This is a genomic window from Rhizobium sp. CF142, from assembly GCF_000281145.1.
GTDB lineage: Bacteria > Pseudomonadota > Alphaproteobacteria > Rhizobiales > Rhizobiaceae > Rhizobium.
Genome location: NZ_AJWE01000038.1, coordinates 24039 through 45781 on the forward strand (window position 1 = coordinate 24039; position 21743 = coordinate 45781).

A 21743-nucleotide genomic window follows, 5' to 3' on the forward strand; every position below is an offset into this window, starting at 1 on the left:
GCCGAAGAGTTGGGCCGTTCCTACTCGCTCCGGCTGCGAATGTCAAAGTGTCTCGCCACGCCATGTGTAGATGGCGATGCTGCCGGAGCGCCCGCGAATCCTCGTCTCGAACGGTCCGGTCAACTGCCTTGCCAGCGATGGGACGGCTTCCGGACCCGCGGCGTTGAGCAGGTTGGCGCTGAGCGCAAGCTCCGCGCCACGGCTTGCCGCCACCTCCATGAGCCGCTGTGCGACATTGACGGTATCGCCTGTCGCGGTGATCTGCTGCCGGTCGCCGCTGCCGAGCCGTGAGGCGACGATCGGGCCGCAATGGGCCCCGAGCTTAAAGCCTATCTTCCTGCGGCGAAGCTCCGGATGGCCTGCGAGGAAGCTGCGTGTGCGGTCGGCGAGCCGCACGGCGCAGGCTGTTGCCCGAGCTGCATCGTCGGCCGTTGGTTCCGGCAGCCCGAAGAGGATCATGGCTCCATCGCCCATGAAGCTGGTGATCGCCCCGCCAAGCAGCCGCACTTCCTCGTCGATCAGTTCGAAGAAGCTGCTGAGAATCTCCCGCACCGCGGCCGGTCCGACCGCTTCGCTGAGGCCGGTGAAGCCTGAGAGGTCGATGAAGACGACGGAGGCATTCTGCCGCACCGGCTCGGCCAAAAAGGCTGGGTCGCGCGCGAGCCATTCGCCGAGGCCCGGCGCCTCGATGCGCTGCAGCCGCTCGGATTGGTCGGCGAAGTGCCGCGCACGGCTTCGGTCGCGCCAGAGTTCTGCGGCCCCGAAAATAACTGCGGGTGGGAGGGCGGCGGCAATCGGCAACGCAGCACTCAGCCAATAGCCGTTCGCGAAGGCAGCAAGGTTGAGCATCGCCCAGACAATGACCGTCAGACCGATGATGACGAAGCCGAGGGCGCTGCGGCGCCATGCGATCAGTGCGACCAGAAGAATGGGCAAGGCCGTCGCAATGCCGGCATCCGCCTGCCGTGTCCTGCTGTCACGCACCATGCCGTCGCCTGCTATCAGATGCGTGATCGCCGTCGACATCACTTCGACGCCCGGCAGGATGGGATCGAACGGCGTCGGAAAGACATCGCCGCCGCCGGTCACGGTCGCACCGATCACCACCACCTTGCCGGTAATGGCATCCGCCGGCAGCTTGCCATCGAGCGCGTCGACAGCGCTGAAGGTGCGGATGCTGCCTGCAGGACCATAGAAGGTCAGCGGCAGGCGCTGGCCCGTGTCCGTTGGAATGCGGCGGGCGCCAAGCCGGATGCCATTGCTTTCGATCAACGGTTCGGCGCCGAGCGCAACCGAGGCGACGCGCAACGGAAAGGCTGCATCCAACCGGTCGGCGGCGCGAGAAAACAGCGGAATGAATCGCGGAACGCCGCTCTGGTCCGTCGCCACATTGACGATGCCGAGCGCCGCAGCCTCTGCAAAGCGAGGCTGCGGCAGCAGAAGCTGCTGCGCTTCGGGGATCGCGGCAAGCGGATCCTCCGCATTCGCTGTCACCGACTGGAGACTCTGTGGAAAGGTCGCAGCACCGGCGATGATGCTGGGCGTCGCCCCAATAGCCGTTGCAAGCGCCGCATCCCCCTCCTCCGTATCGGGATCGACAAGCAATATATCGAGAGCCAGGGCCTCTGGTTTCAACGCGCCGATGGACGTGACGAGCTGCGCAAGCTTCTCCCGCTTGAGCGGATAGCCATGTGCTGCGGCGGTACGGTCATCGATCGCGATAATGGAAACGATATCGGGCGGCGCGCGGACGCCGACGATTGTGCTGCGCAGATCGGCTAGCGTGGCCTCCATCCGCTCCATGAGGCCGGAGTCCGACTGCAGATGGAAATAGCCGAGCGCCGCTCCCCACAGACCGGCAAGCAGCAGCGCGATCATAGTCTGAAGCCGACGGTTCATGAGACGACTTATTGACCGAGGCGTGAAAGAAGGGCCGCGACGCGGGGCGCCGGCCACGTGCGGACGGTGAGCGCAGCGGTTCCGCGCGTTACGTCCACACCCTCGCCCGGTCCAAGCACGACAGCCGCACCTTCCGGACGCCGCACGCCGACGCGCCCGCGGGTGACCAGTACGGAGGTCGTGCCGCCTTTGACATCGACGGCCCATTGCGTACCGCGGACGGCAGCGATCGCCTGCGGCGTCACCACCTGGAAGCCGCCGCGGTGCTGGCTGCTGTCGACGTCGACGAGAGCAGCCTTGCTGCGCAACGCAAGCGAATCCGGACTGCCATCGCGATTGCGGTCGGTGAGCTTGAAGGATGCGCCACGCTCAGCGGTGATGTTGACGCCACCAGGACAACGGAAAATCTGATTGCCGTTTGCCGCACGTGAAATCGCGCAGCCGGCAGACTGGGCATAAGCTGCGCCATCGGGCAGCAGGCTGATGATCAGCACAGCGGAAAACAGGCTGCGGGAGATTGCTGACATGGCTTTCATGATCCGCCCCTCGTGACCATCAGGTACATTCTCGAATGCGCCGGCGGCCCATACTAGCTGAATTCGCCGGTTTCCCTATGCAAAAACGTGAAGCTGCGCAAGCCATTCAGAGAGCGCGTCGCGCAACTCAGGCATCAGCTGGCGAAGGCCCGACATAGCGGGCACGCGGGCGGATCAGATGGCCGCTTTCGATCTGCTCCATCGCATGCGCCAGCCAGCCGGCCGTGCGCGCCAGCGCAAAGATGATGATCGGTGCTTCCTCGGGCAGATCGAAGGCTGCAGTCATGGCGGCAAGCGCGAAATCGACATTGACCTTCTCGCCCATCATCTCTTCGCCGGCCCGCTGCACATCGCGAAAGACCGGTGGCACGTTGAAAGAGGAGAGCAGCACGCTCGCCCGTATATCGCCGTCGGGGTAAAGCTGATGCCCGAACGCCGCCGGCCTGTTGCCCCGCAGCAGCAAGCGACGGATCGCATCCTCCGCCCCGGCGCAGGATGCAGCCTCGACAAAGGCATCGACGCTCCGCCACGCCGAACCATGCAGCGGCCCGGTCAGCGCCGCGAGACCCGAGAGCACGGCGGCAGAAAGTGCTGCCCCCGTCGAAACCGTGACCCGGACGGCGAAGGTAGAGGCATTGAGTTCATGATCGGCGAGCATGACAAGCGCCCGCCGCAGGCAATCGGCAGCCTCCGGCCTGCCCCAGCGTGCAGCAAGACGGTAATGCAGGGGATGATCTGCCGCTCCCGGCGCCAGCGCATCGGCGACGGTTGAAAGCACGCTGCATGCTTCCATCTGCAAGGCAGCACGCGCGCGCCCCAGAGACGGCAGGTCGGCGCTTACCCGTCCCGCCAGCGCCAGCAGCGCGGCTTGAATGGAAGGCGACGCCGGCTCCAGGGCAGAGGCCGGTGCGCAGGCGAAACTCTCCGCATTCCACAGCAGCAGCGCCGTCTCCTCCAGCGTCGCATGGACTGAAAGCCCCGCCGCATCCTGCCCCCGATAGAGCAATCGTCCTGCGGCTATGGTCGAGAGTGATGATGTCAGTACCGGATCGCCCCAGCGGATCGCTTCGGCGGCAACCGTCTCGCTTTTGCGCCTGCCGGCATGCCGCTCGGCAAGCCGCTTGACATCGCTTTCCTGATAGAGGCTGCGGCGTGGATCGGTGGGGTCGGCCTTGGCGCGGATCCGCCCGCGGCTGACATTGGCATAAAGCGTCTGCGGCTTGGTGCCGAGTTCGGCTAGCGCTTCCTCCGCTGTCAGCCAGCTCATGTCAGCCTCACATTGATCAATTACGTCAAGATTGACGTCAACTAAAGTAGATCCGATCTTTCATCCGGTAAAGGAGAAACACCTATGAAAAATGGTTTGGAAGATGTCATCGCCGCTGAAACCCAGCTCTCGGATGTCGACGGCGAAGCCGGCCGGCTGATCATCCGCGGCGTATCGCTGGATCATCTGGCAGGAAGCAGCGCCTATGAGGATGTCGCCGCCCTGCTGCTGGACGGCCTGATCGAGCCGCATCTCGACGCAAGCGAATTGCGCCGCCGGCTCGGCCAGGCGCGCATGGAAGTTTTCGCCGAAGTCAAGACTGCCGATACTCGCCTGCTGAAGCTGCCGCCGGTCGATGTTATGCGTGCTCTTGTTGCCCGCCTACCTGACGGCGAGGATATAGATACCGTGCTCCGTCTGCTTGCCGCACCCGCCGTCTTCCTGCCGGCGGTCCTGCGCTTGCAGCGAGGCGAAAAGCCGGTAAAGCCCGATGCAGACCTCTCGCAATCGGCCGACATCCTGCGCATGCTCTCGGGCGCGGTGCCGAGCGCCGAGCAGACCGCGGCCCTCGATACCTATCTCGTGACGATCTCGGATCACGGCCTGAACGCCTCGACTTTCGCGTCGCGCGTCATCGCTTCCACCCGCGCCGGCCTCACCTCCTCGGTGCTGGCGGCGATCAGCGCGCTGAAGGGACCACTGCATGGCGGAGCACCCGGACCGGTGCTCGATATGCTTGACGGTATTGGCAGCGAGGCCAATGCCGGCCCCTGGCTGCACTCCGCGCTCGATCGCGGCGAGCGGCTGATGGGCTTCGGCCACCGCGTCTATCGCGTGCGCGACCCACGTGCGGATGCCCTGAAAAATGCGCTGAAGCCGCTCGTTGCCGCAGGCCAAGTCAATGCCATCAGAATTGCACTTGCAGAAGCGGTGGAACAGGCAGCCCTCGCGATCCTGAAGGAACGCAAGCCGGACCGGCCGCTGGATGTGAATGTGGAATTCTATACCGCGCTGCTCTTGGAAAGCCTCGGCTTCCCGCGCGACGCCTTCACCGGCGTCTTCGCGATAGGCCGCACCGTCGGCTGGATTGCCCATGCCCGCGAACAGGCATTGGAAGGCCGCCTCATCCGCCCGCGCTCGGTCTATGTCGGACCGTTGCCGGAAGCGGCATGACGAAAAGAAAAAGCCGCTCCCTCGGTTCAGAGGGAGCGGCCGAATTTTAAACCAACCGGCTCTGTTCCGTCGCAGCTTCGATGAAGCTTGCAAACAGCGGATGCGGATCAAGCGGGCGGGACTTCAGTTCCGGATGGTACTGAACGCCGATGAACCAGGGATGGTCAGGATATTCGATCGTCTCCGGCAACACGCCATCCGGCGACATGCCGGAGAAGACCAGGCCGCAATTTTCCAGCCGGTCCTTGTAGTCGATATTGACTTCGTAGCGGTGGCGGTGACGTTCGGAAATATCGGTCGAGCCGTAGATATCCGAAATCTTCGTGCCCTTCTTCAGAGCTGCCTTGTAGGCGCCGAGGCGCATCGTGCCACCGAGATCGCCGGCAGCCGTGCGCTTCTGCAGCTCGTTGCCCTTGACCCATTCGGTCATCAGGCCGACGACCGGTTCCGGGGTCGGGCCGAATTCGGTCGAGGAGGCATTCGGAACATCAGCCAGATTGCGGGCAGCCTCGATGACGGCCATCTGCATGCCGAAGCAGATGCCGAAATACGGCACCTTGCGCTCGCGGGCAAAACGCGCCGCATGGATCTTGCCTTCCGAGCCGCGCTCGCCGAAGCCGCCGGGCACCAGGATGCCGTGGACCTTCTCGAGGTAGGGCGCCGGATCTTCCTTTTCGAAGACTTCCGACTCGATCCATTCGAGCTTGACCTTGACGCGATTGGCGATGCCGCCGTGATGCAGCGCTTCGATCAGCGACTTATAGGCATCCTTGAGGCCGGTATACTTGCCGACGATTGCGATCGTCACTTCGCCTTCCGGCGTGCGGATGCGGTTGCAGACCTCTTCCCACTGGTCGAGGCGCGGCTTCGGCGCCGGCTCGATGCCGAAAGCGGCAAGCACTTCGTCGTCGAGGCCTTCCTTGTGATAGGCCATCGGCACGTCATAGATATTGGCGACGTCGAGCGCCTGGATGACGGCGGACGGACGCACGTTGCAGAACAGCGAAAGCTTGCGGCGTTCGGCTTCCGGGATTTCCCGGTCGGCGCGTACCAGCAGGATGTCGGGATGAATACCGAGCGCCTGCAGCTCCTTGACGGAATGCTGCGTCGGCTTTGTCTTCAACTCGCCGGCTGCCGGAATATAGGGCATCAGCGTCAGGTGAACGTAAACAGCCGTGCCGCGCGGCAGATCGTTGCCGAGCTGGCGGATCGCTTCCATGAAGGGCATCGCCTCGATATCACCGACCGTGCCGCCGATCTCGCAGATGACGAAATCGTAGTCGTCATTCCCCTCGATGACGAAATCCTTGATCTCGTTGGTGACGTGCGGGATGACCTGAACGGTCGCGCCGAGATAGTCGCCGCGGCGTTCCTTGTCGATGATGTTCTTGTAGATGCGGCCGGTGGTGATGTTGTCGGTCTTGGTCGCCGAGCGCCCGGTAAAGCGCTCGTAATGGCCGAGATCGAGGTCGGTTTCCGCGCCATCGTCGGTGACGAAGACTTCGCCGTGCTGGGTCGGGCTCATAGTGCCCGGATCCACGTTCAGATAGGGGTCGAGTTTGCGAAGCCGGACCCGGTAACCACGGGCCTGCAACAACGCTCCGAGAGCCGCGGCCGCAATTCCTTTTCCGAGGGAAGAAACCACGCCGCCAGTGATGAATACGTATCGCGCCATGGGAGTCACCGGATACCTTTTCAAAAACGATTCCACCAGCCCAAAAATTCTTTTCCGGAACTTTTGGTGCATGGCGCAGGAATCTGAACAAAAGAAAACCGGCAGACCCGAGGGCCTGCCGGCGGTTTATTTTCTGGACCGGCTTATTGTCCCGTGGGGACGCCGGAAGGCTGTGCCGGCGCAGTCGTGGCCGGAGCCTCAGGCTGAGCCGGAGCCGTCGTCGTAGCTGCCGGAGCAGTCGCCGCAGGGGCGCCGGCAGCCGGTGCCTGCGTTGCTGGTGCCTGCGTTGCCGGGGCAGCCGGTGCCGGAGCGGCAGCGCCGCCGTTTGGAATGCCGCTGTTGTCAGCCGGCTGAGCCGGAGCCGGCGCGTTGGTGCCGCCGAGCGAATCGAGAATGCCGTTGCCCTGCCCGCTCGTTGCCGGAATGCGGTTGAGAATATCGGTCGGGCGGCTTTCGTAACGCGTCAGGATACCGAGGCCGAGCGAAGTGAGGAAAAACAGCGTCGCCAGGATCGCCGTCGTGCGCGTCAGCGCATTGGCCGTGCCGCGGGCCGACATGAAGCCCGATCCGCCGCCGATGCCGAGGCCACCGCCTTCGGAGCGCTGGATGAGCACGACGCCGACGAGCGCGAGCACGATCATGAGATGGATGACAATCAATACGGTCTGCATGGGTCCAGTCCTGCCCGTCTGAGGACGGACATAAAGTAAAAATCTGGCGGCTCTTTACATGAGGTCTTCAGCTATTCCAAGCCCTTCGGCCAGGAATATGCAATCGCTTCAGGCAAGCAGCGCTTCGTATGTGCCGTAGATGGCGAGGAAGTCCGCGGCTTTCAAGCTCGCCCCGCCGATCAGCGCACCGTCCACATTGTCGACGGCAAGCAGTTCGCGGGCGTTTGCGGGCTTGACGGAACCCCCATAGAGAATGCGCATACCCTTGCCCTCGTCGCCGAAGCGCAGGACGAGTTCGTCGCGGATGAAGGCATGGACGATTTCCACATCCTTTGCCGTCGGCGTCAGCCCCGTGCCGATCGCCCAGACGGGTTCATAAGCGATGACGGTATTTTCGGCCGTCGCCTCCTCGGGCAGCGAGCCGGAAAGCTGGCGCTTGAGGATGTCGAGCGTCTGATAGGCATCGCGCTCGTCGCCGGTCTCGCCGACGCAGACGATCGCAGTCAGATCAGCCTGATAGGCGGCCTGCGCCTTGGCCCGCACCATATGATCGGTCTCGGCATGGTCGATGCGCCGTTCCGAATGGCCGACGATCACATAGGTGCCGTAGCAATCGGCAATCATCTCGGCCGAAATGTCGCCCGTATGCGCCCCGGATTGTGCCTGATGGCAGTTCTGGCCGCCGATCGCGAGCGGGCTGTCGGTGGCGAGCGCAGTCGCCACATAAAGCAGTGTTGCAGGCGGGCAGATCAGGGCTTCGACCTTTTCCGACAAGGGGGAGCTGACGCCTTGGGCAATCGCCTTGATCTGGTCCAATGAGGCACGCGTGCCGTTCATCTTCCAGTTCCCCGCCACGAGCGGGCGTACGTCAGGTGTCATGCTGCTCCTCCCAAAATCCGCACATCCGGCGGCCTTAGCAAAAGCTTGCGGTAAAGGAAAGCGCCCCGCGCAACGTTGGGGGAATATGATCGTTTGAAAGCGCTACGCAGGCCCGTTCAGAACGCCAGAATCCAGTTCAACACCTTCCGCCAGTCGATCATGCGGATCGGCGTGCCATGATTGCCGTTCTGGAACAGCGTGAAATGCGTCGGGTACTTCGCCTTGTCGAGCTTTTCGAACAGCGCCTGCTGCTCGGTTGCCGCATAAACAGGGTCGCGGCTGCCATGGGCAAACCACAGCGGCAGCTTTGCCTTGTAGAACGGGCTCTTTGCAAAATCCGGATCAGAGACCCCGCTCATGATCAGCATACCCTTCATCCGCTTGACGCTTTCGGCATCGCGCGTGATGCCCCAGCAGATCTGGCTGCCCATGGAAGCGCAGCTCAGAATGACCGGCCGGCCGGGTGATTGAGCGCTCGCATAGCGAATCAGCCCGGCGATGGCCGCAACGCCACTCGCATCGAAGGTCCTGACGGTCGGCGAATAATAGACGCCGCCATTGCCGGCCGTAAGGTTCTTCAGCCGGTTGAAATTGCCGCCGAAGGAATAGTCGTTAGCGCCGAGCCGCCGGTCGCCGTCGCGACCGTGGATGAAGATGACCGTGAAGGCGGCATTCTGAGCGGGTCCCACCCTGGTGACATCGAGCCTGATGCCGTCGAGCGACAGCGTTTCGTCCGCCTGCAGCTTCTTCACGCCGAGCGAGACATATTTCTGCTGCACCCGCTTTTGCGGGATCTGGTCGCGCCCGTTGATGTCGCGCATCTCGTCGTAGTCGATCACGTCGAAGGCACCATCATCGCCCGTCTGCAGCACTTTCTGCGTTGAAAACAGATCGTCCTTGTAGGGCGGCAGGGCATCGGCTGTGGCGGCAGTGACGGCCGCGGACAGGAAAAAGGCCGCAATTGCGGTGATTATGGTGCAATGACTTGTGGACATCGGCATGCGGATGGTTCCCAGAGAGCTGCCGCGACTTGCCATTCGGCGTCCAGCAACGCAAATCACATCTTGAAAAGCTCCGCAAATCCGGGGCGCGTCGCGTATCGGGGCGCTTTCTGTCAGAATCCCCCTGATTCGCAAACGCGATGCGGACTGTGACTATTGTGGGCCAGCGGCGGCCCTTCACGAGAATAAGATCTGAACGGTTCCATGGAAGACAGCAACGACCTCTTTTCCGGAATGCCCCTCTCACAGAAGCAGGAGGAGGCTGCAAAGCCTGCGGCACCTGCCGAAAGGCCCGCTGCGGCGGCAGCCCCCTCGGCCTCCCGCCCTGCTCCGGCGACATCGAACAGTGATGATTACGGCGCATCCTCGATCCGCGTTCTGGAAGGCTTGGAACCCGTTCGCATGCGTCCCGGCATGTATATCGGCGGCACCGACGAAAAGGCGCTGCACCATCTCTTTGCCGAAGTCATCGACAACTCGATGGACGAAGCGGTGGCTGGCCATGCCGATTTCATCGATGTCCATCTCGATCTCCAGGGTTATCTGACAGTTACCGATAACGGCCGCGGCATTCCGGTCGAGAACCATCCGCAGGTTCCCGGCAAGTCGACGCTCGAAGTCATCATGACCAAGCTGCATGCCGGCGGTAAGTTCGATGGCAAGGCCTACGAAACCTCGGGCGGTCTGCACGGCGTCGGCGTCTCCGTCGTCAACGCGCTGTCGGACGCTCTCGAAGTCGAGGTCGCCCGAAACCGCAAGCTCTACCGCCAGCGCTTCTCGCGCGGCGTGCCGCAGGGCGGGCTCGAAGAGCTTGGCGACGTGCACAACCGCCGCGGCACCAAGGTTCGCTTCCATCCCGATCCGCAGATCTTCGGTGACCATGCGAAGTTCGATCCGGCGCGTGTGTTCCGCATGGCCCGCTCCAAGGCCTATCTCTTCGGCGGTGTCGAAATCCGCTGGAGCTGCGAGCCGGGCGTGCTGCCGGAGGGATCCGACGTGCCGGACAAGGCCGTCTTCCACTTCCCCGGCGGCCTGAAGGATTATCTGCAGGCGACGATGGGCAAGGAGTTCACCGTCACCCGCGAGATCTTCGCTGGCAAGAGCGAGAAAGTCGCCGGCCATGGTGCGCTGGAATGGGCGATCACTTGGTATGGCGGCGATCCGCAGGTCCATTCCTACTGCAACACCATCCCGACGCCGGAAGGTGGCACGCATGAGGCCGGTCTGCGCATTGCGCTGACCAAGGGCCTGAAAGCCTATGCCGAGCTGACACAGAACAAGCGCGCCGCCCAGATCACCACCGATGACGTCATGATCTCGGCCGTCGGCATGCTCTCGGTCTTCATCCGCGAGCCGGAATTCGTCGGCCAGACCAAGGATCGTCTCGCGACCGTCGAAGCTCAGCGCCTCGTTGAAAACGTGTTGCGCGACCCCTTCGATCACTATCTCGCCGACAATCCGAATGAGGCCGAGAAGCTTCTTGACTGGGTGATCGAGCGCGCCGAAGAGCGCCTGCGTCGCCGCAAGGAGAAGGAAGTCAACCGCAAGACCGCAGTGCGTAAGCTGCGCCTGCCCGGTAAGCTCGCCGACTGCTCGCAGAATACCGCTGAAGGCGCCGAACTCTTCCTGGTCGAGGGTGACTCGGCAGGTGGCTCCGCCAAGCAGGCGCGCAACCGCGCCAATCAGGCGATCCTGCCGCTGCGCGGCAAGATCCTCAACGTCGCCAGCGCTGGCCGCGAGAAACTGTCGGCCAACCAGCAGATCTCCGATCTCGTTCAGGCGCTCGGCTGCGGCACGCGCTCGAAATACCGCGAAGAGGATCTTCGCTACGAACGCATCATCGTCATGACCGATGCCGACGTCGACGGTGCGCATATCGCCTCGCTGCTCATCACATTCTTCTATCAGGAGATGCCTGAGCTGGTGCGCGGCGGCCACCTCTTCCTCGCCGTGCCGCCGCTCTACAAGATCACGCAGGGGGCGAAGTCTGCCTATGCCCGCGATGACGAGCATCGCGCCGAGTTGATGGAGACGGAGTTCAAGGGCAAGGCCAAGATCGAGATCAGCCGCTTCAAAGGTCTCGGCGAAATGCTACCCGCCCAGCTAAAGGAAACCACCATGGATCCGTCCAAGCGCACGCTTCTGCGGGTGCTGATCGACGAGGTGGATTTCGAGGGCACGCGCAACGCCGTCGACGACCTGATGGGAACCAAGGCCGAAGCCCGTTTCCGCTTCATCCAGGAACGTGCCGCCTTCGCCGAGGATCTGGATATTTAAGTCGTAGCGAATTCATCGAACTGACGAAGAACCGTTACAAGTCCGTCAAATTACCGGCGCAATAGAACGGCTGGCGCTCTGTCCTCTCAAGGGCAATGCAGCGCCGGCCCTTTTGTTTCAACCCTTTGCCGGATTTTGCCATGACCAAGCGTTTTCTCGCGACTGCCGCTTTCGTTCTCCTGTCCAGCACCGCCTCCGTCTACGCCACCGATATCGGTGCGACTGTCGAGACCGCCTGCCCCTTCGGCGATTGCGCCGCTGCGATCTCCCTCTCCTATCTCGGTGAATTTGTCATCCCGACTGGCCAGATGGAAAATGGCGTCGAATTCGGTGGCATTTCCGGCCTCGATTTCGATGCCGCCACCGGCCACTACATTGCGATCAGCGACGACCGCTCCGAAAAGGCGCCGGCCCGCTTCTACGATCTGGATATCGATGTCAGCGCCGCCGGCCTGAAGGGCGTCACTGTCGTCAAGCACACCACCTTCCAGGACAAGAACGGCCAGCCCTTCGCCGTCAAGACCGTCGATCCGGAATCCATCCGCTTTGGCAAGGACGGCATCTACTGGGGCAGCGAAGGTGACGCCAAGGCACTGATCACCCCCTTCATCCGTGTCACCTCGCCGGACGGCGCGTTCGTGCGTGAGTTCAAGCTTCCGGACGGTTTTGCGCCGACCGCCGACAAGTCGACCGGCATCCGAGACAATCTCGCTTTCGAAGATCTCGCCGTGTCTCCGTCTGGTGACGTTTTCGTCGGCGTCGAAGCAGCCCTCTATCAGGACGGCCCGAACCCCAGCCTGACGACTGGCAGCCTCTCACGCATCATCCGTTATGACGGCGCAACCGGCGAGCCGAAGGCTCAATACGTCTATCCGATCTCGCCGATCCCGCAGGCTGCCACTAAACCCGACGGCGGCAACGACAACGGCATGTCGGAAATGATCGCCCTTGACGATCATCGCCTGCTCGCCGTCGAGCGCAGCTACGCGCAGGGCTTCGGCAACAACATCAAGCTTTTCATGATGGATCTCGACGGCGCGACCGACGTTTCCGGCATCGTTTCGCTTGCCAAGAACGATCAGCGTGTCGTCCCGGCCCGCAAGAGCCAGGTGCTGGATCTGCGCGCCATCGGCCTCACACCCGACAATATCGAGGCCATGGCGATCGGCAAGGCGAAGGACGGCACGGATGTCCTGATCCTCGGTTCTGACAATAATTTCTCGACCGGCCAGAAGACTCAGTTCTACGCCTTCAAGATCAACCGCCGCCCGCAATAATATCTCAAGGATTCAGCGACCAAATAACCACGCTTTGTATACGCTTTATCCGGGCGGACCTTGAAACCGCCCGGTTCATAGCCCATAAACTAGGACAACAATAAAAAGAGGCGCGCGTGGGTGTGTTTGATCGTCAGAAAACCAATACGGAGCCGCGATGGCTGGGGCCGTCGGCGACGATACGTACGCCGCTGATACCCTCCATTTCGGCTGCCCGCTGGCTGCTCGTGCTTGTCGCCGCAGCCGGCGTGTATTTCTTCTATGGCTTCGTGGTGCCCGTGCTCGCAGCCCTCGTCATCGGCTTTGCGAGCTGGCCGCTTTACCGCAAACTGGTTGCCCGCGTCGGCGGCAATACGACGATCGCCGCGACGATCGCGATCGTCCTCATCGTTACCTTCCTCGTCATTCCGATCAGCCTTGCGGTTGTCTATACGACCGGTGAGGTGCGCACCTGGGTCGCATGGGCGATCCACGCCAACCGTTTCGGGGCGGAAACGCCGCAATGGATCGTCGCCTTGCCTCTGGCCGGTTCCTACCTCGACGAACTTTGGACGAAGTATATCGGCAGCCCCGGTGCTATGGGTGAGCTCATCCAGGCCGTCAGCGGTGCCAATATCGGCAATATCTACCGCGCAATTCTGGCGGCCGGCGGTGGTGCCTTCCACCTGTTCCTGACGCTGCTCTTCATGCTGATCGCGCTGTTCTTCGTCTATCGCGACGGCTTCTCCTTCTCCAAGCAGATTGACATGCTCGGCGAGCGTATCCTGCCGAACCGCTGGGAGCGTATTTCCCGCGTCGTGCCTGCCACCATCAGCTCGACCGTCATGGGCATGACGCTGATTGCCATCGGCGAAGGCATCGTGCTCGGCGTTGCCTACTGGATTGCCGGTGTGCCCTCGCCCGTCACCCTTGGTGTGCTCACCGGCGTCATGGCGCTGATCCCGGGCGGAGCGCCGCTCTCCTTCACGCTGGTATCCGTCTATCTGCTGGCCAGCGGCTCGCATGTCGCCGGCATCGGCCTGTTCGTCTGGGGCACGGTCGAACTCTTCATTGTCGACAAGACGCTGCGCCCCAAGCTCGTCGGCGGACCGATCAAGCTGCCGTTCCTGCCGACCTTCTTCGGCCTCGTCGGCGGCGTGAAGACGATGGGTTTCCTCGGCCTCTTCATCGGCCCGGTGCTGATGGCGCTGCTGGTCGCGATCTGGCGCGAATGGATACATGAAGTCCGCGCCGCCGATGCAGGACCGCAGATGATCCTCGACGAGCAGGCGCCGCCGGTGCAGCGCGCTGCCGAAGGCTGAACTCCTTGCCAGCAAAGATGGTCAGGCCGTCAGCCGTTTTTCCATGAAGAGGCTGAGCGGATCGGGCTGATAGGAGCCGAAAGGCTCGATCTCGATATATCCGTATTTCCTGTAAAGGCCGATCGCCTCGGGCTGGTGGATGCCGGTCTCCAGGCGGATTGCTTCAAGACCCTTCTCCCTGCCGATTTCCTCCAGCCGGGTCATCAGCCGGCTTGCGACCTTCAGGCCCCGTGCTTGCGGGTCGACGAACATGCGCTTGATCTCGGCCGTCCCGTCACCTGCCTCCACCAGCGCACAGCAGCCGACGATCTCGCCGCCGTTACGCGCCACGAGGAAGCTCACCGATGGCTTTTCCAGTGTGGAGATATCGACGAGGTGATTGCTCTCGGGCGGATAGAGCGACTGCGCATAGGCATCGGAGAGATCAAGGAGGCGAATCACGCCATTCTGGCGCGGCGGTTCCAGAGCGATGGTGACGGACATTTTCTCTTTCCTGTTCCGGCGAAACGCGTGATTTTTCCCTTGATGACAAGGAGTTAATATCGCTGCCTTCATTCCGTTGGAATTGTGCTTTCGAAGGGGATGACACGCTCAATAGCCATGGAGGCAAAATATGCAAGCCGTCCTCATCGCCATGACGATCCTCGGTTGCGACGATTCCGTCAGCCAGTGCAACTACCTCGCCACGGTCGACAAACACTGGGAAACCGTCGTTGCCTGCGATGCCGAGGCCGAACAGCGGCTGAAGACCTATGCCAATGCCAGCTATCCGACCGTCATTGCCGTCTGCGAGGCGCCGAAGTCGCTTGCCGCTGCCGAACCGGCCAAGCCGGCGCCCACTGCACCAGCAGCGTCCGAGGTAGTCGAACAACGTGATGGCCTTGGCGGTTTTGTGGATACTATTGCTGGGCGTGTGCGCGCCAATTTGCCTTCCGGCCATAATGTGAAAAACACCCTGGCGAAGCCATTGCATTTCGTCTCTGCGAGCTATTCCTGGGCCGCGGCCCGCTTTACCGATTAAGCAGCGGCAAGCGACGCATAGACACGGGCAGACCGGCGCTGCTCGGCGACATGCAGCTTCTCGACCATGTCGAGCAACTCGCCGACGGCGTCATGCTGCCCTACCCGGCTGTGGAATTTCTGAAGCAGGCTTCCGCAGATACTGCCGAGCAACAATGCCGATGTCTTTCGCGAAGCCTCGCGCCACAGGAACGTTGCTTCCACGAAAATGATGCTGATATCGCGCGGCAGGCCTGCCGATTCATAGAGCGCGCGCACGGCATGCATGCGGCCCGTGGCAAGGATTGCCCGCACGCGCCGGTCGCTGCAACCTGACAGGTTGACGATGGCGCAGGCGAAGAATTCCACCTTGCCGCAGCAGAGCGCATGCATGAGGAAGGAAGGCGTCAGACGGTCGTTCAGGCGAAGATGTTCGACGAGATCTGGCACTTCGATCGGCGCGATATCGCCGGCGATGGAAACGATCGCCGCTTCCGTCGCCTCGCGGCTGATGCGCTGCAGTCTCTGCAGGCCGATTGCCGCCTGCGCCAGCGGCAGGCCGACCAGCGCATTGCTGACATGCTGCGTCAGCAGCTGGCGGGCATCGGCCGGCAAGTCGATGCGGTCGAGAAGCAGGTTTCTGATGTCGCTGACATCACCGAGTCGTTCGGCAATCCGCTTCAGGGATTGGGCGGAAATCGCCGCACCGTCATTTTCGAGCAGGCAGAGTATTTCGTCTTCGTCGCCGACTTCGGCAAGTGCCGCCGAAACGGGGCGAGTCACATGGGCGCGCGCCGCAATAAGCATGCGCGTCGCACCGCTGCCGCGTGCTGCGAGATCGACGAGATCGGCATCGGTTAGGATCGGCGAGCAGGTCACCGCATGGCAGGCGATCTCCGGCTGGTCTTCGGCGAGCGAAAGAATGATGTTGCGTGGCGCATGCGGCGCCCAGGCGATCGCTTCGGCGAGCGCAAGCCGCACACGCGGCGACGGATCGTCGAGCAGGAAGGTCATCGCCTTTTCAGCAGCGTCGCGCCGCTCGTCCGACATTTCGGATTTGAGATAGACGCGTCCCAGAGCATTTGCAGCGGCCGCCCTGTCAGCCGTCTTGGCCGTTTCGACCCAACGAAGAAATGCCTCAATGATCACGACCACGCCCCAGCACTGAACGCGATTCCTTCGCGTCTTATTCAATACGAGGACGGTAGCCGGAAAAAGTTTATGATTGGTTCACCATATTTATTAGCGTTTGGCCGAACCCATATGGCTGCTGTCAGACCTTCGGCCTGAACATTTCGAAGATCTCGCTGCCTTCGCAATAGTCCATGTAGCCCATGCGTGCGATAGGCCGCGCCAGCGCCACATCGAACCGGCCATCTCTGACGATCGCCTCATCGATATGGATGCCGACAACCTCTCCGAAAACGAAGACATTCTCTGTCGACTCGCCGGAGAGCGTCTTCGGCTCGATGATCTCGGTCACCCTGCATTCCAGGACGGCGAAGGCCTCCGCCACATAGGGCGCATCGATGAGCTCCGCCTGTTTCGGCGTCAGTCCGGCGAATTCGAATTCGCTCGTTCCGTAAGGTAAGGCGGCGGAGGAAAGGTTCATTTTATCAGCCAGATTGCGGCTGACGAAATTGCAGGTGAAAACGCCGGTTTCCCTGGCGTTTTTCTGGCTATGCTTGTGCCCGCTCGACGAAAACATCACCAGCTTCGGCTTGTCGGCCACAGCATTGAAGAAGGAATAGGGCGCGAGATTGATCGACCCGTCCCTGCCCTTGCTGCCGATCCAGCCGATCGGCCGTGGCGCGACGATCGCCTTGAAGGGATCATGCGCCAACCCGTGCCGGTTGGTATCCGTCGTGTAGAACATCAGTCTTCACCGCCGAGCCAGGTGACCGTCTCGGTCAGCTCAGGGCGCGGACGCTCGACGGGTGGGAAGGTGGTGGAGCCGATGTGGATGAAGCCGGCAACCTTTTCGCCCGGCTGGACGCCGAGCAGCGGATAGGCGCGCTCGTCGAAGGCGAACCATTCCGTCAGCCAGTTGGCAACATAACCATGCGCATTGGCAGCCAGGATGACGTTGAGGCACAGCGCGCCCGCCGACATGATCTGTTCCCATTCTGGGATCTTGAAATGCGGGCCGGCCTTACTGACGATGCCGACGACGACAGGCGCACGGGTAAAGCGCGTGCGCTCCACCTGGATCATTTCCTCCGAAAGGTCGGGTTTTGCTTCGAGCGCCAGCTTCAGCAGCTCTTCGCCCAGCCGCACGCGCTCCTCGCCGCGATAGACGATGAAGCGCCAGGGGGCGAGCTTGCCGTGATCGGGAACCCGCGATGAAAGGCGCAGGATTTCCTCGATTTCGGCCTTTTCCGGTCCCGGTTCGCACATCTGGAACGCGGGGATGGAGCGACGCACGGCGAGATAATCGATCAGCTTGATGTCGGATTTCATGCAGGAGAAACTCTCATTTGTATGCAGAGGGTGGCCACAGGTCTTGAATTTGCCATGGCATTGGTCTTGAAGTGGACTCTGCGATTTCAGAAGTCAATCGGTTCACGAACAGGATGTTTGGCATATTGCCTTTTGCACGGATCGGCCTTGCTCTTGCCCTGATGCTGCTGACGCCGTTTGGCGCGGCCGCTCAGGACGCTTTCAAGGAATTCAAGCAGCTCGAATCGACGCCGAAAATGCCGAAGCTCAACGCGTTCATCGCGCCAGGCACGGCACAGGAAGGCGTGCACCTGCGTGACGTTTCGCTGGAGGCCAAACTCACGGCCGATGGCACGCCTGTCGAAGACGGGCTTTCCTGGTATGTATTCAGTCCGGTCGCTGGAAATGATGGCAAGCTGCCGCTCATCGCCAGCTCCCGTGGCGGCACCGCAGCCTTCCAGCTCGCTGCCGGCGATTATTTCGTCAACGTCTCCTTCGGACGCGCCGGCGTCACCAAGAAGCTGACGGTGCCGGATGAAGGCGCAGTCGACAAACAGGTGATGGTTCTCGATGCCGGCGGCCTGCTCCTCAATGCCGTCTCGGGCTCCGATGTCCGTATTCGACCCAACCAACTGAGCTTTTCGATCTATTCTGCGGAGATCCGCGACGACGGCGAGCGCGGCCTTGTCATGGCCGATGTGCCGCCGAATACGGTCGTGCGCCTCAATGCCGGCACCTATCACGTGGTTTCCGAATACGGCAATGTCAACGCAACCATCCGTGCCGACATTCAGGTGGAGGCCGGCAAGCTTACCGAAGCGACGATCCAGCACAGGGCGGCACAGATCAATTTCAAGCTGGTCTCGGAAACCGGCGGCGAAGCGATCGCCGATACCGCCTGGTCGATCCTGACGGCCGCTGGCGACAGCGTCGGCGAAAGTGTGAGCGCCTTTCCGGCCATGGTCCTGGCGGAAGGTGAATACACGGCGGTCGCCCGCAACAAGGACAAGATCTACCAGCGCGACTTCACAGTCGCTGCCGGGGTCAATACCGATGTCGAAGTGCTGATGAAGGATCAGCAGGCCCAGCAGCCGATTGCTCCGGCCGCAACAGCCGTGCCGCCGGGACAGGCCGCAGCCGGGCCGAAGGGCGTGCCTCAGCCGGGCGGCGAAATCCCGCCGCAGCCGCCACTGCCCTCATATGAAGACCTGCAGAATGGTGGCGACGGCGCCAGCCTCGACTGACGCCCCATCCGGAATAACAGGAAATCTCAGCTTGCGCGCTTGAGGAACGCCTTCTTCTTCGGCGCCATCGAGAAGACGGCGTCAAAGAGGCGGGCGAGCAGATCCTTGCGGTCGCTGCCGCTGCTCAGTTCTTCCCAAGACAGCACCCTGCCCACATGCGCGGTGATCGTGCTGCCTGAAAGACGGCGGAATTCGCGGATGAGCAGCGACAGGCGCAGCGTCATCGAAACCCTGCTGGCAAGATGGAAGAGCCGGCCGTTCTGGCCCTCGAAATAGATCGGCAGCACGCTGGCGCGGGTCGCCTGGATGAGCTTGGCCGGGAACATCTTCCACGGCAGGTCTTCGGCGCGACCGAAGCCCTTCTTGGCGGTGGCCACGCCACCTGCCGGAAAAATCACGATCGTCGTGCCTTCCTTCAGCAGGCGAACTGCCTCGTGCCGGCTCTTCATGTTCATCGCCATCGCTTCCTTGGTCTCTTCGAAGGAGATCGGCAGCGAATAAGGCGCCATTTCCGGCACCTTGAGAAGGTCATTGTGGATCAGCACCCGGAACGGACGGCCGATCTGCTCGGCAAGCGCCAGCACCGCAATGCCGTCGCCTATGCCGAAGGGATGGTTGGCGACGATGACGATCGGCTCGTTCGGCACCGGTGCGAGCGGCCAGCTGCCTTTTACATTGATCTCGACATCGATGAGATCGAGCATCTTGCCGAAGACGCGGTCACTCTTACCGACGATATCGGAGCGCCAGATGTCATAGAGCCGCACATAGCGGTCACGGCCCGAAAGCCCCTCGATGGAGCGGATGAGCCAGCGCTTGAAGCGCGGATCCCGTTCATTCGCGTAGGAAAGCTCTTTGAAGCGCACTCGAATGCCTGCCGGGATGAAACCCGTCCCCTGTTTTGTGGCGGCTATATTACTGTTACATGTCAGATTTCTGACAGCGCCGAGCAGATCAATGCCGGGCGCTGCCATTATCCAGAAAGCAATTTTCAGGCTGCTTTTGCCTTCTTTGCCTCGAGCTTGCGACGGATATCGGGCGCAGTTGCCTCCAGGGCAAGGCTTTCGATCGCCGAATCCAGCGACATCGATGTCTGCTCCTGGCTGCCGAGGCGACGGATATTGACCGTGCGCTCTTCCGCTTCCTTCCTGCCGCAGACGATGATGACGGGAACTTTCGTAACGGAATGTTCGCGGATCTTGTAATTGATCTTCTCGTTACGGAAGTCGGTCTCGACATGCAGTCCGGCTTCGCGCAGTGCGTCGGCCACTTCCTGGCCGTAGCTATCGGCTTCCGAAGTGATCGTCGCGACGACGACCTGCAGCGGTGAGACCCACAGCGGCAGATGGCCGGCGAAGTTCTCGATCAGGATGCCGAGGAAGCGTTCCATCGAGCCACAGATGGCGCGATGGATCATCACCGGCTGTGTCTTCTCGGAATTGCTGTCGATATAGAAGGCGCCGAAGCGTTCCGGCAGGTTGAAGTCGACCTGCGTTGTGCCGCACTGCCATTCGCGGCCGATCGCGTCCTTCAGCGTATATTCGAACTTCGGTCCGTAGAAAGCGCCCTCGCCCGGCAGGATGCCGGTCTTGATGCGTCCCTCGGACTGCGCCTCGATCGTCTTCAAGACATCGGTCATGACGGCTTCCGCACGATCCCAGAGCGCATCGGAGCCGACGCGCTTGTCCGGACGGGTCGAAAGCTTGACGACGATTTCCTTGAAGCCGAAGTCTTCATAGACCGACAGGATCAGGTCGTTGATCTTCAGGCATTCCGCCGCCATCTGCTCATCGGTGCAGAAGATGTGCGCGTCGTCCTGCGTGAAGCCGCGCACGCGCATCAGCCCGTGCAGCGCGCCCGAAGGCTCGTAACGGTGCACCAGGCCGAATTCCGCCATTCGGATCGGCAGCTCGCGGTAAGACTTCAGGCCATGCTTGAAGATCTGCACGTGACCGGGGCAGTTCATCGGCTTCAGCGCAAAGACGCGGTTGTCCGCTTCCTTGTCTTCCGGATGCGTCATCGCATGCGCCGACTTCACGGCAAACATGTTTTCCTGATACCAGCCCCAGTGCCCCGAGGTTTCCCAGAGCGAAGTGTCGAGCACCTGCGGCGCGTTGACTTCTTCATAATCGACAGCAAGCCGGCGACGCATGTAGGAAACCAGAGACTGGAAGATGCGCCAGCCCTTGCCATGCCAGAAGACGACGCCCGGGCCTTCTTCCTGGAAGTGGAACAAGTCCATTTCGCGGCCGAGCTTGCGGTGGTCGCGCTTCTCAGCTTCGGCCAGCATATGCAGGTAGTTATCGAGATCGGCCTGGTCGGCCCATGCCGTGCCGTAGATGCGCGATAGCATGGCGTTATTACTGTCGCCACGCCAATAGGCGCCGGCAACCTTCATCAGCTTGAAGGCGGTGCCAACCTGGCCGGTCGAGGCCATATGCGGGCCGCGGCAAAGGTCGAACCAGTCGCCCTGGTGGTAGATCTTCAGATCCTGCCCTTCGGGAATCGCATCGACGAGTTCGACTTTGTACTGTTCGCCCTTGGCGGCAAAAACTTCCTTCGCCTTCTCGCGCGACCACACTTCCTTGGTGAAGGGCGCGTTGCGGGCGATGATTTCCTTCATCTTCTTTTCGATCTTGGGCAGATCGTCGGGCGTGAAGGGCTCGTTCTTGGCGAAATCGTAATAGAAGCCGTTCTCGATCACGGGGCCGATCGTCACCTGGGTGCCGGGCCACAGCTCCTGCACGGCCTCGGCCATCACGTGTGCGGCGTCATGCCGGATGAGTTCCAGCGCGCGGCCGTCCTTGCGTGTGATGATCTCGATCTTGCCGTCGGTCACGGCATCGGAAAGGTCGCGCACGGTGCCGTCGATCGCAATGGCGACGGCGCTCTTGGCAAGCGACTTGGAAATGGATTCGGCGACATCCTTGCCGGTCGCGCCAGCCGGGAAGCTGCGCACCGAACCATCAGGAAATGTCAGGGAAACGGATTGGGACATTGAATTCTCCTTGTCCAGTCCCGCCAACGAATGCGGGTGGTTGAAACGGAAGCATCATCCCTGCCGGGATGTGCTGCCGCCTGATACTGATATTTGGTGTCTGAGTA

The 21743-nt window shown here is 61.8% G+C and carries 19 protein-coding genes; 6 read left to right on the forward strand and 13 right to left on the reverse strand.

Annotated elements, in window-relative coordinates:
• Positions 1-42: 42 nt before the first annotated feature.
• From PMI11_RS10745 to PMI11_RS10755, 3 genes are all read right to left on the reverse strand, one after another.
• Positions 43-1899, reverse strand: coding sequence for a CHASE2 domain-containing protein (locus PMI11_RS10745; protein ID WP_037071100.1), 1857 nt, complete (start codon positions 1897-1899; stop codon positions 43-45).
• 8 nt (positions 1900-1907) lie between these two features.
• Positions 1908-2426 carry a FecR domain-containing protein gene (locus PMI11_RS10750; protein WP_037071110.1) on the reverse strand — a complete coding sequence of 173 codons (519 nt, stop codon included), beginning with the start codon at positions 2424-2426 and terminating at the stop codon, positions 1908-1910.
• A 136-nt stretch (positions 2427-2562) separates the two neighbouring features.
• The gene (locus tag PMI11_RS10755) at positions 2563-3702 is read right to left on the reverse strand and encodes a citrate synthase (RefSeq protein ID WP_007816569.1); all 1140 of its coding nucleotides are present in this window, start codon (positions 3700-3702) and stop codon (positions 2563-2565) included.
• 84 nt (positions 3703-3786) lie between these two features.
• On the opposite strand from PMI11_RS10755, the gene PMI11_RS10760 reads away from it, so the two are divergent.
• Positions 3787-4875, forward strand: coding sequence for a citrate synthase/methylcitrate synthase (locus PMI11_RS10760; protein ID WP_007816570.1), 1089 nt, complete (start codon positions 3787-3789; stop codon positions 4873-4875).
• A gap of 46 nt (positions 4876-4921) precedes the next feature.
• Here the strand turns inward: PMI11_RS10760 and PMI11_RS10765 are convergent, their stop codons facing one another.
• From PMI11_RS10765 to PMI11_RS10780, 4 genes are all read right to left on the reverse strand, one after another.
• Positions 4922-6550 carry a CTP synthase gene (locus tag PMI11_RS10765; protein ID WP_007816571.1) on the reverse strand — a complete coding sequence of 543 codons (1629 nt, stop codon included), beginning with the start codon at positions 6548-6550 and terminating at the stop codon, positions 4922-4924.
• A 143-nt stretch (positions 6551-6693) separates the two neighbouring features.
• The gene (gene secG / locus PMI11_RS10770) at positions 6694-7221 is read right to left on the reverse strand and encodes a preprotein translocase subunit SecG (protein ID WP_007816572.1); all 528 of its coding nucleotides are present in this window, start codon (positions 7219-7221) and stop codon (positions 6694-6696) included.
• 108 nt (positions 7222-7329) lie between these two features.
• On the reverse strand, positions 7330-8100 hold the full coding sequence (gene tpiA, locus PMI11_RS10775; protein ID WP_007816573.1) for a triose-phosphate isomerase: 771 nt from the start codon (positions 8098-8100) through the stop codon (positions 7330-7332).
• Positions 8101-8216: 116 nt separating this feature from the next.
• Complete coding sequence (locus PMI11_RS10780; protein WP_037071102.1) at positions 8217-9101, reverse strand: phospholipase; 885 nt, start codon at positions 9099-9101, stop codon at positions 8217-8219.
• A gap of 204 nt (positions 9102-9305) precedes the next feature.
• Here PMI11_RS10780 and parE point away from each other — a divergent pair, with 204 nt between their 5' ends.
• From parE to PMI11_RS10795, 3 genes are all read left to right on the forward strand, one after another.
• On the forward strand, positions 9306-11378 hold the full coding sequence (gene parE, locus PMI11_RS10785; RefSeq protein ID WP_007816575.1) for a DNA topoisomerase IV subunit B: 2073 nt from the start codon (positions 9306-9308) through the stop codon (positions 11376-11378).
• Positions 11379-11518: 140 nt separating this feature from the next.
• Positions 11519-12655 carry an esterase-like activity of phytase family protein gene (locus PMI11_RS10790; RefSeq protein ID WP_007816577.1) on the forward strand — a complete coding sequence of 379 codons (1137 nt, stop codon included), beginning with the start codon at positions 11519-11521 and terminating at the stop codon, positions 12653-12655.
• A gap of 116 nt (positions 12656-12771) precedes the next feature.
• The gene (locus PMI11_RS10795) at positions 12772-13956 is read left to right on the forward strand and encodes an AI-2E family transporter (RefSeq protein WP_007816579.1); all 1185 of its coding nucleotides are present in this window, start codon (positions 12772-12774) and stop codon (positions 13954-13956) included.
• Between the two features lie 21 nt (positions 13957-13977).
• Here the strand turns inward: PMI11_RS10795 and PMI11_RS10800 are convergent, their stop codons facing one another.
• On the reverse strand, positions 13978-14439 hold the full coding sequence (locus tag PMI11_RS10800; RefSeq protein ID WP_007816581.1) for a GNAT family N-acetyltransferase: 462 nt from the start codon (positions 14437-14439) through the stop codon (positions 13978-13980).
• Positions 14440-14569: 130 nt separating this feature from the next.
• Between PMI11_RS10800 and PMI11_RS10805 the strand changes: the two genes are divergently transcribed.
• The gene (locus PMI11_RS10805) at positions 14570-14977 is read left to right on the forward strand and encodes a hypothetical protein (RefSeq protein WP_007816583.1); all 408 of its coding nucleotides are present in this window, start codon (positions 14570-14572) and stop codon (positions 14975-14977) included.
• Here PMI11_RS10805 and PMI11_RS10810 read toward each other — a convergent pair.
• The 3 genes from PMI11_RS10810 to PMI11_RS10820 all read right to left on the reverse strand — a co-directional run bounded on the left by PMI11_RS10810 (position 14974) and on the right by PMI11_RS10820 (position 17415).
• Positions 14974-16104, reverse strand: coding sequence for a DUF2336 domain-containing protein (locus PMI11_RS10810; RefSeq protein WP_037071112.1), 1131 nt, complete (start codon positions 16102-16104; stop codon positions 14974-14976). The two genes, PMI11_RS10805 and PMI11_RS10810, sit on opposite strands and share 4 nt — an antisense overlap.
• 124 nt (positions 16105-16228) lie before the next feature.
• Entirely contained in the window at positions 16229-16831 is a 603-nt protein-coding gene (locus PMI11_RS10815; protein ID WP_007816586.1) for a flavin reductase family protein, read from the reverse strand.
• Positions 16831-17415, reverse strand: coding sequence for a nitroreductase family protein (locus PMI11_RS10820; protein ID WP_007816588.1), 585 nt, complete (start codon positions 17413-17415; stop codon positions 16831-16833). Before PMI11_RS10820 ends, PMI11_RS10815 begins: the two co-directional genes overlap by 1 nt.
• 113 nt (positions 17416-17528) lie before the next feature.
• Here PMI11_RS10820 and PMI11_RS10825 point away from each other — a divergent pair, with 113 nt between their 5' ends.
• A complete protein-coding gene (locus tag PMI11_RS10825) occupies positions 17529-18638 on the forward strand; it encodes a hypothetical protein (RefSeq protein ID WP_007816590.1) in 1110 nt (369 codons plus the stop codon).
• A gap of 26 nt (positions 18639-18664) precedes the next feature.
• Here the strand turns inward: PMI11_RS10825 and PMI11_RS10830 are convergent, their stop codons facing one another.
• Both PMI11_RS10830 and thrS read right to left on the reverse strand, forming a co-directional pair.
• Positions 18665-19504, reverse strand: a complete 840-nt coding sequence (locus tag PMI11_RS10830; RefSeq protein WP_037071114.1) for a lysophospholipid acyltransferase family protein — start codon at positions 19502-19504, stop codon at positions 18665-18667.
• A gap of 125 nt (positions 19505-19629) precedes the next feature.
• Complete coding sequence (gene thrS / locus PMI11_RS10835) at positions 19630-21636, reverse strand: threonine--tRNA ligase (protein WP_007816594.1); 2007 nt, start codon at positions 21634-21636, stop codon at positions 19630-19632.
• Positions 21637-21743: the final 107 nt, after the last annotated feature.